We start from the raw sequence: 14,992 nt of genomic DNA, 5'->3' as shown, positions 1-14,992 counted from the left end.
GGTTATGACGCTCGGACACATTGAACTCTTTTCTGCGGAAGGCGCGGTGATCCTGTTGCTGCTGCTGTTTTCTCTCGTCACCTGGGGGCTGGGGCTACTGAAATTCGTCCAATACGGGCGGGCGCAACGGCGCGATCGACGTTTTCGCGCCGCCTTCTGGCAGCAGGATGACGTCAGTCAGACGCCAGAAACCAGTGCAAAGCAGCCCGGCTCACTCGCCAATTTGGCGCTGGCTGCCGTCAAAGCACCGGAGCGGATTAGCGGGCAGCTTGCCCTGAATATTCATCTGCCCGATCGGGTTGAGCGCGCGCTGCAACAGCAGATTCAGCGTGAACGCCGTTCTCTGGAAAGCGGGCTGGCGGTTCTGGCCAGTATCGGCAGCACGTCGCCGTTTATCGGCCTGTTTGGCACCGTCTGGGGGATTATGGCGGCGTTGCAGGAGATTGGGCTTTCGGGTTCTGCCAGTCTCGACACCGTTGCGGGGCCGATTGGCAACGCGTTGATTGCCACCGGCATCGGGATTGCCGTCGCAGTTCCTGCGGTGCTGATCTACAACTACTTTTTGCGTCGCCTCAAACTGGCCGTCGCAGACATGGATGACTTTGCGCATGACGTCTACAGCGTGATGCAGGCGAACGATTTTCATGTCGGCACGTTTCATACCAGCGCGGAGCCATCGGCCACCGCCTTCTCCGTGAAGAATCTGAGAGAGGTGGTCTGATATGGCGTTTACCTCGCGTAATGATGAAGACGTCATGAGTGAAATGAATATCACGCCGCTTGTGGATGTCATGCTGGTGCTGCTGGTGGTGTTTATTGTTACCGCGCCGATGTTGACCAATGCCATTCCGATTCAGCTCCCGAAAACGTCGGCGGTGGCACCGGCCGATCGCGCCGATCCGGTGGTGATTAGCATTGATGGCGAGCAGCGCGTGTTCATCAATAAAGAAAGTCTGGCACGCGAACAACTGGTGCCGCGATTGCAACAGGCTAAAGCGAGTAACGCGGATCTGGTGGTGCAGGTGCAGGCGGACAAAGAGGCGAATTACGGCGAAGTTGCCGCGCTGCTGGCAGATGTCGAGCAGGCGGGGATTACGCGTCTATCCCTGCTAACGCAAAAATAACGTAGCCGGATACCGACGATCATGATGCCTAAATACCCGTTGCGGATACGCTCCGCCCCTGACGCTTCGCTGACCGCCACGCTGTCGGCGGGATATTCCGCATTGGTCATGTCATTGGTCATTTCATTGATCGTGTCGCTCGTCGTGCCGTTGTTGGTGCTCGCTGGCTGGTGGCTTGCCAGTCGCCACGGATGGATGTCTGAACAGATTCTGCCTTCGCCGCTGGCAGTCATCGATAGCGCGCGGGCTTTTATCCCTGAAGAGCTGATTCACCAGTTGCCTATCAGCCTGATACGGCTGGTGATTGGCTTTAGCGGTGGGATCGCGCTGGGTCTGGTGCTCGGCAGCCTGTTCGGTCTGAACCGACGGCTGAATGCGCTGTTTATGCCGCTCTTCACCGTCATCGCGCAGATCCCTACGCTGGCCTGGATTCCGCTTTTGATGCTGTCGCTGGGTATCGGCGAGGCGCTGAAACTGGTGGTGCTGGTGAAATCGGTAACGGTGCCAGTGACGCTTTATACCTGCGCGGGTATCCAACAGACACCGCAAAAGCTGCATGAAATGGCGCGTAGCCTGCGTTTACCCCCCGCCGCTTTCCTACGTTATCTGATTTTGCCTGCGATGCTGCCTTATGTGATGACGGGCATTCGGCTGGCGTTTTCTACCGGATGGGTCGCCTTGATTGCGGTCGAGCTGCTCGCATCCAGCGAAGGGCTGGGCTATCTGCTGGTGCAAAGCCGCCAGCTGTTCATGCTCGATCTGGTGTTCGTCTGCATTCTGATTATCGGAGTACTGGGGTTTGCCGGGGAACGCGTGCTGCTGAAGCTGGAGCGCCGGTGGATTCACTGGCCTGCGCCGGTGCTGGGGCGCGATAGCCTGAGTACTGCGCTGCCGAGCCTGTCGCTGACGCCGTGGTTAGCGCCAGTGGTACTGGTTGCGCTGTGGCAGGTTAGCAGCGTGCGCGAGTGGGTTAATGTGGCTTTTCTTCCCGCACCGAGCAGCGTGCTCGACGCGCTGTGGACGGGGCTGGCTCAGGGCGGGCTGTTGGCCGATCTCCAGGCCAGCCTGCTGCGTGCGCTACAGGGTTTTGTGCTGGGAAGTGCGATCGGTGTGCTGGTCGGTGCGTTACTCGGCGGTTGGCGCATTGCCGACAGGCTTTTTAATCCAGCGCTGTCCGCGCTGCGCTGTGTGGCGCTATTTGCCTGGCTCCCGCTGATCACGGCTTGGTTTGGTTTAGGGGAGAGCGCCAAAATCGTGTTTATCGCCGTAGCCGCGTTCTTTCCTGTGATGCTGGCAACCCGTCAGGGGATTGCTCAGCTTCCGCCTGCGCTATTGGAAGTGGCGCAGGTTCTGCGTCTGACGCCCGTGCAGGCGCTTCGCATGCTGATACTGCCCAGCGTATTGCCACCATTGTTTTCCGGTCTACGGCTGGCGCTGATGCATGCGTGGACGGGCGCGATTGGCGCAGAATATTTCATGCCGTCGGGTGAGGGGCTGGGCGGCATGATGATTCGTGCCCAACAGTTGCTTGAGTCCGATCGCATCATGGCGGGCGTGGTGCTGATTGCCGCAGTGGCCGCGCTGTTTTCCCGATTGATTACCTTGTCTGAACGGCGGCTGACCCGCTGGCGCTTTGCGTGACCGTTAACGGAGAATCTATGTCCCTGCATTTTCAGCACATTACTAAACATTTTACCGTCAACGGCGCACCGCTGACGGTGTTACAGGATATCGATCTGTCGCTGCATGCTGGTGAACTGGTTGCGGTCATCGGTGCCAGCGGTTGTGGTAAATCGACGCTGCTGCGTTTGGCGGCCGGAATTGATACCACGGAACGTGGGCGCATTCTGATTGGCGAACGGCCTGTGCGCGGTATTCCTGATGATGTCAGCCTGGTGTTTCAGGAACCACGCCTGTTTCCGTGGCTCACCGTGACGGGCAATATTCGCCTCGGTATGCTCAACCTCGATCTTTCTCCTGCGGAAGTGACACGCCGTATTGCACACTATCTCCAGATGATGGGGTTGGAAGGCTTTGCCGACGCGTGGCCGCACCAGCTGTCGGGCGGAATGGCGCAGCGCGTGGCGATCGCTCGCGGGCTGGTGTCGACGCCGCGCATTCTCTTGCTGGATGAACCCTTTGGGGCGCTGGATGCGTTGACCAAACAGCAGTTGCAGGAACGTCTGGCAGAGATTCGCCAGCAAACGGATTTGACGATTCTGCTGGTGACGCACGATGTGGAAGAGGCGGTTTTTCTGGCGGACAGAGTCGTGGTGATGTCGCCCCGACCCGGCCGGATTAGCGCGATTCTACCCGTGACGCTGACCTATCCTCGTGACCGCACCAGCCAAGCGCTCTTGGAACAGCGGCAAGCGGTTAGCCAGGCCTTACATCAGGCGGATGCTGTTGCGGCCTGATGCTGCTGACTACCGCTTTCTCTCACTATTAATCATCAATAGAAACCGCCGTGAAAAAGGCGGTTTTTCTTTTCTGCCCGTCACGCGAGATCATGCATTTTCAGAATAGTGAAGTGCTGCCATTAACTGGCATAATGCGCATGTCATTTTCGGTCAATACCTTAACAGGATATTCCTATTGGGCATGCGCAGGTGTGTTGGCCTACACTCGTTAAGGCCGCGCTGGTTAGCGCCGATGCATAATCGTGACCGAGAGAAACACTTATTGCCGATACTTGCCGGTGAGAAAGGGCGGGTATATATCGTTATTATTGAGGTTTTCGCATGAAAAAAGTTACCGTTGCCGCAACACAAATGGCGTGTTCCTGGGATCTGCCTAAGAACATTGAAAACGCCGAAAAACTGGTGCGACAAGCGCATGCAAAAGGCGCGCAGGTTATCCTGATTCAGGAACTGTTTGCCGCACCGTATTTCTGTATCGATCAAAGCCCGGAGCACTATGCGCTGGCGCAGGAGCTGGAAACCAGCCCGCTGATTAAGCATTTTTCCGCACTGGCGGCGGAGCTGAACGTGGTGTTGCCGTTGAGCTTCTTTGAGCGCGCTAATAACGCCTATTACAACTCGCTGGTGATGATTGACGCGGACGGCGCCGTGCTGGACGTTTATCGCAAAACGCACATTCCGAATGGCCCTGCGTATCAGGAGAAGCAATTCTTCATTCCGGGCGATACCGGCTTTAAAGTCTGGCAGACGCGCTATGCAAAAATCGGCGTGGGCATTTGCTGGGATCAGTGGTTCCCAGAAACCGCACGCAGCCTGGCGTTGCAGGGTGCCGAGCTGATTTTCTATCCTACCGCGATTGGTTCTGAACCCGCTTACCCAGACATCGACAGCCAGCCGCACTGGACCCGCGTTCAGCAAGGTCACGCCGCCGCGAATCTGGTGCCGGTAATCGCATCCAACCGTATTGGTACAGAAGCCAGCAAATACATCGACGGTCTGGAAATGACGTTCTACGGTTCGTCCTTCATTGCCGACCAAACGGGTGCGCTGCTGGCACAGGCCAATAAGACGGATGAAGCGATTCTGGTGCATGAATTTGATTTAGAAGCCATTGCAGCACAGCGTGCGTCATGGGGCCTGTTCCGCGACCGTCGCCCAGAAATGTACGGCACGATTGCCACCTCTGACGGCAAGACCCGGAGATAAGTGATGTCACAGTTAGCGACTCCCCCTCTCACTACGCCGCAGCAGGATGGCTTTGCGATGCCCGCCGAATGGGCGCCGCATGATGCCGTGTGGATGATTTGGCCGTATCGTACCGACAACTGGCGCGAGCAGGGTGTTCCGGCGCAGAAAACGTTCGCGCGCGTGGCGGAAGCCATCGCCCAGAACACGCCGGTTATCATGGGCGTGCCTGCACGCTACATGGCAGATGCGCAAAAAGTGATGCCGGTGAACGTCACGCTGGTGGAAATGGAAAGCGACGACGCCTGGATGCGTGACACCGGTCCAACCATTGTGCTGAATCAGTCCGGTGAGCGTCGGGGTATCGACTGGCAGTTCAACGCCTGGGGCGGCGAGCTGGGTGGTTTGTATGAAGACTGGCGTCAGGATGAGAAAGTGGCGGCACAGGTGCTGGACTATCATCAGGCTGCGCGCTATGCCGCTCCGCTGATTCTGGAAGGTGGGTCGATCCATGTCGATGGTGAAGGCACCCTGCTGACTACGGCGGAATGCCTGCTCAATCCGAACCGTAACCCGCATTTGAGCAAAGCGGAAATCGAACAGCTGATGCGTGATTACCTCGATATTTCGACGGTTATCTGGCTGGAAGAAGGCGTGTATAACGACGAAACCGACGGGCATATCGACAATATGTGCTGCTTCGTGCGTCCCGGCGAAGTGGCGCTGCACTGGACGGATGATGAAAACGATCCGCAGTATGCACGCTCCGTTGCCGCCTATGAGGTGCTGACGGCGGCGCGGGATGCGCAAGGACGTGAGCTGAAAATCTGGAAACTGCCTGCACCCGGCCCACTGTATGCAACCAAAGAGGAAGCACAGGGCGTGGATAGCGGCGATGCCGTTGAGCGTCTTGCTGGTTCCCGTCTGGCGGGTTCTTATGTGAATTTCCTGATCAGCAACCAGCAGATTGTTTTCCCGCTGCTGGATGAGAAGACGGATGACGTTGCACGCGATCTGCTACAACAGATGTTCCCTGGCTACGTTATTAGCGGCGTGCCTGCGCGGGAAATCCTGCTGGGTGGGGGAAATATTCACTGCATTACGCAGCAAATCCCTGCGGCGAAGTAACGGTTCCTATTCTCCGACGGCGGGCGATCACGCTAGCCATGATTATTCCCCCTGTTAGCATGCCGCTCACAGGGGGAACATCTGATTAGGGTTAGCTTAAAAGGCTGGCTCTATGTGGGAGTGTGTAGAGCTTGCATCAAATTTTGATGTCGTTTGGGGAATGGTTTTTAAGCCAATCCGCCATCGCTGCATCCATGCGGGTTTGCCAACCACGACCAGTAGCTTTGAATGCTGCGATAACTTCCGGTGAGTATCGAATACTTACTTGTACTTTTGGTGCCGGTTTAACGGGGCGTCCCTGTTTGCGCATGGCTTTCAATTTGCTGAAAGGCATAAGTTGCACGTTCTCACCTTCAAGCGAGCGTGTATCAGGATCTTGCGCAATAGCTTCCTGAATTTTACGGTCTTCCTCATCAGTAGGGAGGATAGTACCCTGCTTAAGTTTTGGCATATTTTTCCACCTCCGCTTTAGTGGCTTTCCGCAAACTGATAATGCGGTAAATTTCTTCGTCGTCTCCGTCGCTGTAAGTAAATACTACGACATAAATTCGGTTGTTGAGATAAGCAAGGCCGTAAGTGATACCGATGTAACGGTCTTCGCTGTAGTTACCAAGAGAGTCAGATGCGGCAACCATTCGGTCCCAATCAAGATGTTTAGCGTCGGCCAAGTACACGCCGTGTTTTTGCTTATTACTCTCATTCTTAATCGGGTCGAATATGATTTTCATTTATTTATTGTAGCTACAATAAATATGAAGTCAAACGTGTGGAAACAGCCAGATAAGCTGACTGTGCACCTAGTGGTACTGACAGTTGAATGAGATCAAAAAAGCCGGTTGGCGCGATAGCGTGAACCGGCTTTTTGATTGGACGAACCTTCGTCCGTCTGTTTTCGATAAAGCTTAGCCGCGTTTAGCGTCGGCTGCTGCTTTCACGATGACAGCAAAGGCGTCAGCTTTCAGTGATGCACCGCCAACCAGCGCGCCATCGATGTCCGGCTGGGTGAACAGCTCTGCAGCATTCGCCGCATTCACAGAACCGCCGTACTGGATGATCACTTGTTCAGCAACGGCAGCATCTTGCTTGGCGATATGGTCACGGATGAATTTGTGAACAGCCTGAGCCTGTGCTGGGGTTGCAGATTTGCCGGTACCGATAGCCCATACAGGTTCGTAGGCAACAACGGTGTTTTCAAACGCTTTCGCGCCCAGCGTGTTCAGCACGGCGTCCAGTTGACGCGCACAGACGGCTTCCGTCTGGCCTGCTTCGTTTTCTGCTTCGGTTTCGCCAATGCACAGCACCGGAATCAGGCCCGCGTCTTTCAGCACGCCAAATTTCTTCGCAATGAATTCATCGCTTTCTTTGTGGTAGGTGCGGCGCTCAGAGTGGCCGATGATGATGTATTTCGCACCGATATCTTTCAGCATCTCGGCAGAGGTTTCACCGGTGAAAGCGCCAGAAAGATTCACGTCAACGTTCTGCGCGCCCAGAACAATGCGGCTGCCAGCCAGTTGGTGATTAGCTTGATCGAGATAGATAGCAGGTGGTGCAATCGCTACGCCACAGCCGTCAACGGTGCTGAGCTCTTTACGCAGGCCCGCAATCAGTTCGTTGACCATGTGAGTGCTGCCGTTCAGCTTCCAGTTACCCATAACTAATGGATGTCGCATCTTTTTTCCTCCAGCCGGAATCGCGAATGAATCAATATGTTAATGAATCAATGCATTAATGAATAAACAGTACTGCCGTCAGGCAATATAACCTGCCCACAGTATAGAGACGAAATGTGACTGTGGCTCTGTTTTTCGTCATTAATTACCGTGTTGATCACGGTTCAGATAGCGTTAGCTTAATCGGTTCAACAGCAAAAGTTAGCCCTTTTTCGCCGTCATCTGCAACGACATAGCGCAAGGCCCCTTCCGTCTGCTGGTAAAAGCGCTGTCCTTTGCCTTTTCCCAGCAGTTCGGTGACTTTTTTCACACTCTGTTCTTCCGTCAGTGACGGTGCGAATGTGCGCGCCAGCGCAGCCATATAGTCGATGGCCTGCTTACGACGCACTGCGGTTTCTTGCTCGCTCGGCGGCTGTGGTAGCCAGGTAATTTGCAGCGTTTTGATTTTCCCGGTGCCTTTCTCCAGCGCGGTTGAAGCATAGAGATGGTCGTTGATCCGGCTGGCTGCGCGGGTCAACATGCTGGTGATATTACTGGTATCGACAACCCGAAATTCACCGATCGGCAGCGTCGGATTGCTCAGATTGTAGCGAGAACGGAACTGCGTGATGGTTTGATCGAAGGTGGGGGCACCAGCCAGCAGATACGGCGCATTGGCTGAGGTTTTAGGCGGGAACGTCGGATCGGCTCCCGCGTGAGTCTGGTACAGCACCAGCGATGATAAAACCAAAAGTGAAGCGATGCGTTTTCGTGTCATAGGGATTCGGGTCAACCACTTCAGAAGATGTCCAGGCCGATAACGGCGGAATACGTTTGATTAAAGCGGCATTTGTACGTCGTTGTCAAAAATAGTACGTGGTTGTCAAAAACAGTACGTCGTTGTGAGAAATCGCACGTGGCTGACAAAAATCGCGTAAAGATTGCGGGCAACTGTCTCGGTTGAGGTAAAATCAGCCAGCGTAAAATACAGATTAATTCGGCCAGACAGGCCGACAATTCAGGGCGTTATCGTTAATGACATTACAGCAGTGGTGCTTCTCGTTTAAAGGCCGAGTCGGTCGTCGTGATTTCTGGCTTTGGATGGCTATTTGGGTCGCGCTGATGGCGGTGCTGTTTACGCTATCCGGTCAAAACTGGCTGGATACGCAATCGACGGCGTTTGGTTTGGTGGTATTGCTGTGGCCGACGGCGGCGATCATGGTGAAACGGCTGCACGACCGTAATAAGAGCGGCTGGTGGGCGCTGCTGCTCGTGGTGGCGTGGATGTTGGTCTCGGGGAATTGGACGATGTTCTCGTCCATCTGGCAGTGGGGCATTGGCCGCTTCTTGCCGATCCTGATTGTCGTGATGACGCTGCTCGACTGCGGCGTTTTTCTGGGGACAAAAGGGGAAAACCGCTTTGGCGCAGCGGCGGAGCCGTTTCGTTTCCGCCGCTGATTAACAACGAACTGCCGTTTACCAATAGTTTTCGGCAGTCATATGACCAGGCCTGCGGCGCAGGTGCTTGGTCATTTGGCGCTCTTCTTTCAGTAACAACTGGGTGTCGCGTACCATCTGCGGGTTGCCGCACAGCATGACGTGGCTTGTTGCCGCATCCATCGGCAGGCCTACAGCGGCTTCCAGGGTACCGCTGCTGATAAGCTGGGGAATGCGGCCCGTCAGCGAGCCCGTTTCTTCTTCCCGACTGACGACCGTTTGAATACGCAGTTTACCGTGGTAGCGCTGCTGTAATTGCTGCATCAGCGGCAGATAACTCAGATCGCGTGAGAAGCGGGCGGCGTGAACCAGCACGATATTCTTAAAACGCTCCAGACCTTTACCTTCCTGAAGAATCGACAGATAAGGGCCAATGCCCGTCCCTGTTGCCAACATCCACAGCGTTTCACAATCTGGCACTTCTTCCAGCACGAAAAAGCCGGCAGCTTCTTTGACGATCAGGACGTCTGAACCGGGCTGCAGCGCATGCAGATGCGGGCTAAGCTTGCCTTCTGGCACCGTCACCAGATAGAACTCAAGCGTGGGATCGCTGGGCGCATTCACGTAGGAATAAGCGCGCTGCACTTTCTCGCCATCAATCTCCAGCGCCAGTTTGCCATACTGCCCGGCAGTGAATGCATCGGTGGGCGCGTGAACCCGAATGCTAAACAGACTTTCTGTCCAGTTTTCTACCTGAACCACTTTGCCTGTCACCCATTCAGCCATATTTTTCTGCTCCTGTTGTACCCGTCATACTTCAAGCTGCATGTGCGTTGGCTTCCCTTACTCGCCCCAGTCACTTACTTGAGTAAGCTCCTGGGGACTCGCGCGATTGCCGCCTTCCTGCAACTCGAATTATTTAGGGTATCGACGCCAATATTCGTGCATCTACGATACGCCATTTATTAACAACTGTGAAACAATCAGTCAGCCGAGCAGTGTCCTGCTACAGCAGGAATTCGTGCAGCGTACGATCCTTACGATCCAGATAGTGCGTCGATTTAATCCGGCGGATCGTGCGGGATTTACCGCGGATCAGCAGCGTTTCGGTCGTTGCCATGTTGCCTTTACGCGAGATCCCGTCCAGCAAATCACCTTTGGTGATGCCAGTTGCAGAGAAAATCACGTTGTCGTTACGCGCCATGTCATCAAGCTTGAGGACGCCACCCGCTTCGATGCCCATTTGGCGGCAGCGTGCCAGCTCATCTTCACCGATGCGGCGGTTTTCAGCGCTATCGCCTTTGACCTGATGACGTGCCAGCAAACGCCCTTGCATATCGCCATCAAGCGCGCGGATAACGGCTGCTGAGATCACACCTTCTGGCGCGCCGCCGATGCCGTACAGCACGTCAACTTCGCTGTCTGGCATGCAGGTGAGGATGGATGCGGCCACGTCGCCGTCTGGAATCGCGAACACTTTCACGCCCAACTGCTGCATGTCCGCGATACAGGTATCGTGGCGTGGTTTAGCGAGTATAGTCACCGTTAACTGGTTCAGCGGTTTACCCAGCTTCAGTGCGACATTACGCAAGTTGTCCGCCAACGGCAGGTTGAGGTCAATCGCGCCTTTTGCCTCGGGGCCGACAATCAGTTTTTCCATGTACATATCTGGCGCGTGCAAAAACGTGCCTTTTTCGCCAACGGCCAGCACGGCCAGCGCGTTCGCCTGACCCATTGCCGTCATCCGCGTGCCTTCAATCGGATCGACAGCGATGTCTACGGCATCACCCTGACCGGTACCGACCTGCTCGCCGATGAACAACATAGGCGCTTCGTCGATTTCCCCTTCGCCGATGACAATCTGACCGTTGATATTGACCTGATTCAGCATGATGCGCATCGCCTGTACGGCAGCATTGTCGGCGGCATTCTTGTCGCCACGGCCTAACCACTTATAGCCTGCCAGCGCGGCTGCTTCGGTGACGCGCGAGAACTCAATGGCTAATTCACGTTTCATAAATACCTGTCTATTGTCGATCGGTAAAAGAAGAGGTGTGGGTGGGATTTTATCACAACAGGGGGAGAGTGGCGGTTGAGCGATAGGGAAAAAACGGGCGCGACAGGCGCGCCCGATGTGGATAGATGCGTTGGCGGATTACGCGTCGTGATCTTCCCAGTTACGAGCGCGAGCCACGGCTTTCTGCCAGCCGCTGTAGCGCACGTTACGCTCCACGGTTTCAATGCTAGGGCGGAATTCACGCTCGATCGTGGCTTTGCTCTTCACTTCATCCAGATCGTTCCAGAAGCCCGTCGCTAAGCCCGCTAGGAAAGCCGCACCCAATGCGGTGGACTCACGCACTTCTGGACGTTCCACGCGTGTGCCGAGAATATCGGACTGGAACTGCATCAGGAAGTTGTTGGCGACCGCACCGCCGTCGACACGCAGTGCTTTCAGGCGCGTATTGGCGTCTGCCTGCATGGCATCCAGTACGTCGCGGGTCTGGAAGGCAATTGATTCCAGCGTTGCGCGGATGATGTGGTTAGCATTCACGCCACGGGTCAGACCGAAGATCGCGCCACGGGCATACGGATCCCAGTAAGGGGCGCCCAAACCGGTGAAGGCAGGGACGACATAGACGCCGTTAGAGTCCTTCACTTTCGTCGCGAAGTATTCGGAGTCCATTGAGTCGCCGATCAGCTTCAGCTCGTCACGCAGCCATTGGATGGATGCGCCGCCAACGAACACGGAGCCTTCCAGCGCGTAGTTGACTTCACCGCGTGGGCCGCAGGCGATGGTGGTCAGCAGGCCGTGTTTGGACAGCACCGCTTCTTTACCCGTGTTCATCAGCAGGAAGCAGCCCGTGCCGTAGGTGTTTTTCGCCATGCCTGGATTGACGCAAAGTTGGCCGTACAACGCCGCCTGTTGGTCACCCGCGATACCGGCGATAGGAATACGCGTGCCGCCTTTACCGCCAATGTTGGTCTGGCCGTAGATTTCTGAAGAAGCACGTACTTCCGGCAGTATTTCGCGCGGGATATCCAGTGCTTCCAGCATGCGGGTATCCCATTCCAGCGTATGAATGTTAAACAGCATGGTACGGGAGGCGTTGGTGTAATCCGTGACGTGAACACGCCCTTGCGTCATTTTCCAAATCAGCCAGGTATCGATGGTACCAAACAGCAGTTCGCCGCGTTTGGCGCGTTCACGAGAACCTTCAACGTGATCCAGAATCCATTTCACCTTGGTGCCAGAGAAGTAGGGATCGACCACCAGACCGGTGGTGTTGCGAACGTACTCTTCCAGGCCGTCTTTCTTCAGCTTTTCGCAAATTTCAGCGGTACGACGACACTGCCAGACGATGGCGTTATAAATCGGCTTGCCGCTCTCTTTTTCCCATACGACGGTGGTTTCACGCTGGTTGGTGATACCAATGCCCGCGACTTCATCCGCGCTGATGTCGGCTTTAGCCAACACTTCGTTCAGCGTTGAGCTTTGTGATGCCCAAATCTCCATCGGGTCGTGCTCTACCCAACCTGCTTTTGGATAGATCTGGGTGAATTCACGCTGTGAAACGCTGATGATATTGGCGTCGTGATCCAGTACGACGGCGCGGGAGCTGGTTGTGCCTTGGTCGAGCGCGACAATGTATTTTTTTTCCGGGTTCATAAATCCAATCCTGTAATGATTAACCGTGAAATAGGATGGTCGTGGCGTTAAGTTTAACGGCTTTCACGACGCGTGGTAGTTTCTGCCTCGGGTTCGCAGACATCACATGGCAGATTGCGGCCAATCAGTGCGCGATAACCGAAGGCGCCCAGACAGGCACCGATAATGGGGCCGAAGATGGGAACCAGGAAGTAAGGAATGTCGCGTGCGCCGGTGAAGGCCACGTTGCCCCAGCCCGCCAGGAAAGCGAACAGCTTAGGACCAAAGTCACGCGCCGGGTTAAGGGCGAAGCCGGTTAGCGGCCCCATGGACGCACCGATAACGGCAATCAAAATACCGATCAGCAGGGGAGCAAGTGGCCCGCGTGGGATACCGTTACCATCATCGGTCAGCGCCAGAATCAGGCACATCAGGATAGCGGTGATGACGGTTTCAACCAGCAGCGCCTGCATAACGGAAATGTGTGGGTTCGGATAGGTTGAGAAAATGCCCGCTAAACTCAGGCTTTCCGTGCTGCCGCGCACCATATTGTTGGCTTGTTCAAAATCCACGAACAGGCTGTGATACAGACCGTAGACCAGTGCGGCGGCACAAAAGGCCCCAGCAATCTGCGCCAGAATGTAAGGCACGACCTTGCGTCCATCGAAGCAGGCAAACAGCCACAGGGCGATAGTAACGGCCGGGTTGAGGTGAGCGCCGGAAATGGCGGCGGTCAGGTAGATTGCCATCGCAACCCCCAAACCCCAAATGATGCTGATCTCCCACTGTCCGAAGCTGGCTCCCGCCAGTTTCAAGGCGGCGACACAGCCGACACCGAAGAAAATCAGCAGGCCAGTGCCGAGAAACTCGGCGATACACTGGCCTTTTAGCGTTGAACGTTCTGCTTGGCTCATATTTTTTTCCTGCTGGGTAACGTACAGAGTGGTAGGTCTAAGGATACCGTTGGGGGCATCCTCTGTTTTAAATGTATTTATGATGTGAATTTATCGTTAATGCTCGAAAACGAGAAATATCGAAATTGAAATGTGTGTTGTGTGTCAAGAAAATGAGCGTATTCGCTTATAAAATGACTCGCAGTGGTTTTTTGCCCACGGTTGATAGTAACGCTCAGGTTAAATTTATTAACACAATAGGAGTAATGGGGAAGCGAACAGGAGTCGTTTTCAGTTTGCACCGATCGTTTTTCAGTTTGTACTGCCTGTTTTTCAGTTTGTACTGATAGTGTTACGTAAGAAAAGCTGCCACACTCGCGTAGTGGGGGATGTGCGCTAGACAGGTGGCGGTTGGCTACATACAATTTCGCTATGGTCTGTCTTGCCAGCCGTCCCGCGGTCAGGATTATGCTTACGGACGGATGGCGACACCGTTGGGTGTTGGTTACAGAGTCCGAAAGCCAGCGTTAACCGATCTTTGCCTTGTTGCGATTAAAAGGGGTTTGAAGAATGTCATTTGAAGTGTTTGAAAAGCTGGAAGCGAAAGTTCAGCAGGCGATTGATACCATCACGCTGTTGCAAATGGAAATTGAAGAGCTGAAAGAGCAGAACAACGCGCTGTCGCAGGATGTTCAGGCGGCAGCTGGTTCACGTGAAGCGCTGGTGCGCGAGAACGAGCAGTTGAAAGAAGAGCAAGTGGTATGGCAAGAGCGCCTGCGCGCGCTGTTAGGCAAAATGGAAGAAGTCTAATAAGACTTGCTGGCTCAGACGAAGGAACGGCTTATCGATTGAGCCAAATAAAAAAGGGCGTCTATCGCCCTTTTTTGTGCTGATGTCACCGCAATAAAACGCGGAAATTCAACGATATTATTCAATATCCAGCGGGTCTTCCGCCAAGATAATACCGGTATTATCGGCATACAGATGGTCACCGGAGAAGAAGGTGACGCCACCGAAGTTGACGCGAATATCGCTCTCGCCGATGCCTTCGCTACCTGCACCGACCGGAATTGCTGCCATCGCCTGAATACCGATATCCAGCTCAGCCAAATCGTCAACCTGACGCACTGCGCCATAAACGACAATGCCTTCCCACTCGTTTTGCGTCGCCAACCGGGCGATTTCCGCGTTGATCAACGCGCGGCGCACGGAGCCCCCGCCATCGATCAGAAGCACGCGCCCAAGGCCGTTCTCTTCAAGGAGATCGAACAGCAGGCCGTTATCCTCAAAACATTTCACCGTGGTGATTTTGCCACCAAATGAAGTACGCCCGCCAAAATTAGAGAACAGAGGCTCAACAACATTCACCTCTTCGTGGTAGATATCGCACAGTTCGGAAGTATCGTATTTCATAGGATTAACGTCTGTTTGCCGCCGGAATCATGAGTATATCCCTTTCTGGCGGCTGTTGGCAAAATCATCAAATGTTAACTTGATGCGTATCAGTAAA

General features: G+C 54.7%; 17 protein-coding genes. 8 read left to right on the top strand and 9 right to left on the bottom strand.

What is annotated here, in order from left to right; all coding sequences use genetic code 11:
- Positions 1–4 precede the first annotated feature (4 nt).
- From QWJ20_RS17430 to aguA, 6 genes are all read left to right on the top strand, one after another.
- Positions 5–721 carry a MotA/TolQ/ExbB proton channel family protein gene (locus QWJ20_RS17430; protein ID WP_039474883.1) on the top strand — a complete coding sequence of 239 codons (717 nt, stop codon included), beginning with the start codon at positions 5–7 and terminating at the stop codon, positions 719–721.
- 1 nt (position 722) lies between these two features.
- A complete protein-coding gene (locus QWJ20_RS17425) occupies positions 723–1,124 on the top strand; it encodes an ExbD/TolR family protein (protein ID WP_039508138.1) in 402 nt (133 codons plus the stop codon).
- A 21-nt stretch (positions 1,125–1,145) separates the two neighbouring features.
- Entirely contained in the window at positions 1,146–2,765 is a 1,620-nt protein-coding gene (locus QWJ20_RS17420; protein WP_433993102.1) for an ABC transporter permease, read from the top strand.
- Between the two features lie 17 nt (positions 2,766–2,782).
- The gene (locus QWJ20_RS17415) at positions 2,783–3,541 is read left to right on the top strand and encodes an ABC transporter ATP-binding protein (RefSeq protein WP_433993101.1); all 759 of its coding nucleotides are present in this window, start codon (positions 2,783–2,785) and stop codon (positions 3,539–3,541) included.
- Positions 3,542–3,865: 324 nt separating this feature from the next.
- Positions 3,866–4,750, top strand: coding sequence for an N-carbamoylputrescine amidase (gene aguB, locus QWJ20_RS17410; RefSeq protein WP_010299339.1), 885 nt, complete (start codon positions 3,866–3,868; stop codon positions 4,748–4,750).
- 3 nt (positions 4,751–4,753) lie between these two features.
- Positions 4,754–5,857 carry an agmatine deiminase gene (aguA, locus tag QWJ20_RS17405; protein ID WP_336877265.1) on the top strand — a complete coding sequence of 368 codons (1,104 nt, stop codon included), beginning with the start codon at positions 4,754–4,756 and terminating at the stop codon, positions 5,855–5,857.
- 136 nt (positions 5,858–5,993) lie between these two features.
- Here the strand turns inward: aguA and QWJ20_RS17400 are convergent, their stop codons facing one another.
- From QWJ20_RS17400 to QWJ20_RS17385, 4 genes are all read right to left on the bottom strand, one after another.
- Positions 5,994–6,308, bottom strand: a complete 315-nt coding sequence (locus QWJ20_RS17400) for a BrnA antitoxin family protein (RefSeq protein WP_010299332.1) — start codon at positions 6,306–6,308, stop codon at positions 5,994–5,996.
- Complete coding sequence (locus QWJ20_RS17395) at positions 6,295–6,525, bottom strand: BrnT family toxin (protein WP_249684097.1); 231 nt, start codon at positions 6,523–6,525, stop codon at positions 6,295–6,297. Before QWJ20_RS17395 ends, QWJ20_RS17400 begins: the two co-directional genes overlap by 14 nt.
- A 234-nt stretch (positions 6,526–6,759) precedes the next feature.
- On the bottom strand, positions 6,760–7,527 hold the full coding sequence (tpiA, locus tag QWJ20_RS17390) for a triose-phosphate isomerase (protein WP_249687561.1): 768 nt from the start codon (positions 7,525–7,527) through the stop codon (positions 6,760–6,762).
- A gap of 157 nt (positions 7,528–7,684) precedes the next feature.
- Positions 7,685–8,284, bottom strand: a complete 600-nt coding sequence (locus QWJ20_RS17385) for a YiiQ family protein (protein WP_095700926.1) — start codon at positions 8,282–8,284, stop codon at positions 7,685–7,687.
- Positions 8,285–8,541: 257 nt separating this feature from the next.
- On the opposite strand from QWJ20_RS17385, the gene QWJ20_RS17380 reads away from it, so the two are divergent.
- On the top strand, positions 8,542–8,964 hold the full coding sequence (locus QWJ20_RS17380) for a DUF805 domain-containing protein (RefSeq protein WP_095993394.1): 423 nt from the start codon (positions 8,542–8,544) through the stop codon (positions 8,962–8,964).
- A gap of 18 nt (positions 8,965–8,982) precedes the next feature.
- Here the strand turns inward: QWJ20_RS17380 and fpr are convergent, their stop codons facing one another.
- The 4 genes from fpr to QWJ20_RS17360 all read right to left on the bottom strand — a co-directional run bounded on the left by fpr (position 8,983) and on the right by QWJ20_RS17360 (position 13,503).
- A complete protein-coding gene (gene fpr, locus QWJ20_RS17375; protein ID WP_119889440.1) occupies positions 8,983–9,729 on the bottom strand; it encodes a ferredoxin--NADP(+) reductase in 747 nt (248 codons plus the stop codon).
- A gap of 220 nt (positions 9,730–9,949) precedes the next feature.
- Positions 9,950–10,960, bottom strand: a complete 1,011-nt coding sequence (gene glpX, locus QWJ20_RS17370; RefSeq protein WP_233967744.1) for a class II fructose-bisphosphatase — start codon at positions 10,958–10,960, stop codon at positions 9,950–9,952.
- A gap of 138 nt (positions 10,961–11,098) precedes the next feature.
- Positions 11,099–12,610 carry a glycerol kinase GlpK gene (gene glpK, locus QWJ20_RS17365; RefSeq protein WP_039486795.1) on the bottom strand — a complete coding sequence of 504 codons (1,512 nt, stop codon included), beginning with the start codon at positions 12,608–12,610 and terminating at the stop codon, positions 11,099–11,101.
- A gap of 53 nt (positions 12,611–12,663) precedes the next feature.
- Complete coding sequence (locus tag QWJ20_RS17360) at positions 12,664–13,503, bottom strand: MIP/aquaporin family protein (RefSeq protein ID WP_095700922.1); 840 nt, start codon at positions 13,501–13,503, stop codon at positions 12,664–12,666.
- A 549-nt stretch (positions 13,504–14,052) separates the two neighbouring features.
- On the opposite strand from QWJ20_RS17360, the gene zapB reads away from it, so the two are divergent.
- Positions 14,053–14,292, top strand: coding sequence for a septal ring assembly protein ZapB (gene zapB / locus QWJ20_RS17355; protein ID WP_010281529.1), 240 nt, complete (start codon positions 14,053–14,055; stop codon positions 14,290–14,292).
- A gap of 117 nt (positions 14,293–14,409) precedes the next feature.
- Here zapB and rraA read toward each other — a convergent pair whose 3' ends face one another.
- Entirely contained in the window at positions 14,410–14,895 is a 486-nt protein-coding gene (gene rraA, locus QWJ20_RS17350) for a ribonuclease E activity regulator RraA (protein ID WP_039486799.1), read from the bottom strand.
- Positions 14,896–14,992 lie beyond the last annotated feature (97 nt).

Source organism: Pectobacterium sp. S5 (genome assembly GCF_051707265.1).
Classification (GTDB): Bacteria; Pseudomonadota; Gammaproteobacteria; order Enterobacterales; family Enterobacteriaceae; genus Pectobacterium; species Pectobacterium polare.
The sequence above is the reverse complement of the archived record's forward strand: the minus strand, read 5'-3'. Positions and strand labels throughout refer to the sequence as shown.

Bases quoted from the DNA above. Each gene is read 5' to 3' on its own strand.
- QWJ20_RS17430 (WP_039474883.1), top strand. From the start codon at position 5: ATGACGCTCGGACACATTGAACTCTTTTCTGCGGAAGGCGCGGTGATC.
- QWJ20_RS17425 (WP_039508138.1), top strand. From the start codon at position 723: ATGGCGTTTACCTCGCGTAATGATGAAGACGTCATGAGTGAAATGAAT.
- QWJ20_RS17420 (WP_433993102.1), top strand. From the start codon at position 1,146: ATGATGCCTAAATACCCGTTGCGGATACGCTCCGCCCCTGACGCTTCG.
- QWJ20_RS17415 (WP_433993101.1), top strand. From the start codon at position 2,783: ATGTCCCTGCATTTTCAGCACATTACTAAACATTTTACCGTCAACGGC.
- aguB (WP_010299339.1), top strand. From the start codon at position 3,866: ATGAAAAAAGTTACCGTTGCCGCAACACAAATGGCGTGTTCCTGGGAT.
- aguA (WP_336877265.1), top strand. From the start codon at position 4,754: ATGTCACAGTTAGCGACTCCCCCTCTCACTACGCCGCAGCAGGATGGC.
- QWJ20_RS17400 (WP_010299332.1), bottom strand. From the start codon at position 6,308: ATGCCAAAACTTAAGCAGGGTACTATCCTCCCTACTGATGAGGAAGAC.
- tpiA (WP_249687561.1), bottom strand. From the start codon at position 7,527: ATGCGACATCCATTAGTTATGGGTAACTGGAAGCTGAACGGCAGCACT.
- QWJ20_RS17385 (WP_095700926.1), bottom strand. From the start codon at position 8,284: ATGACACGAAAACGCATCGCTTCACTTTTGGTTTTATCATCGCTGGTG.
- QWJ20_RS17380 (WP_095993394.1), top strand. From the start codon at position 8,542: ATGACATTACAGCAGTGGTGCTTCTCGTTTAAAGGCCGAGTCGGTCGT.
- fpr (WP_119889440.1), bottom strand. From the start codon at position 9,729: ATGGCTGAATGGGTGACAGGCAAAGTGGTTCAGGTAGAAAACTGGACA.
- glpX (WP_233967744.1), bottom strand. From the start codon at position 10,960: ATGAAACGTGAATTAGCCATTGAGTTCTCGCGCGTCACCGAAGCAGCC.
- glpK (WP_039486795.1), bottom strand. From the start codon at position 12,610: ATGAACCCGGAAAAAAAATACATTGTCGCGCTCGACCAAGGCACAACC.
- QWJ20_RS17360 (WP_095700922.1), bottom strand. From the start codon at position 13,503: ATGAGCCAAGCAGAACGTTCAACGCTAAAAGGCCAGTGTATCGCCGAG.
- zapB (WP_010281529.1), top strand. From the start codon at position 14,053: ATGTCATTTGAAGTGTTTGAAAAGCTGGAAGCGAAAGTTCAGCAGGCG.
- rraA (WP_039486799.1), bottom strand. From the start codon at position 14,895: ATGAAATACGATACTTCCGAACTGTGCGATATCTACCACGAAGAGGTG.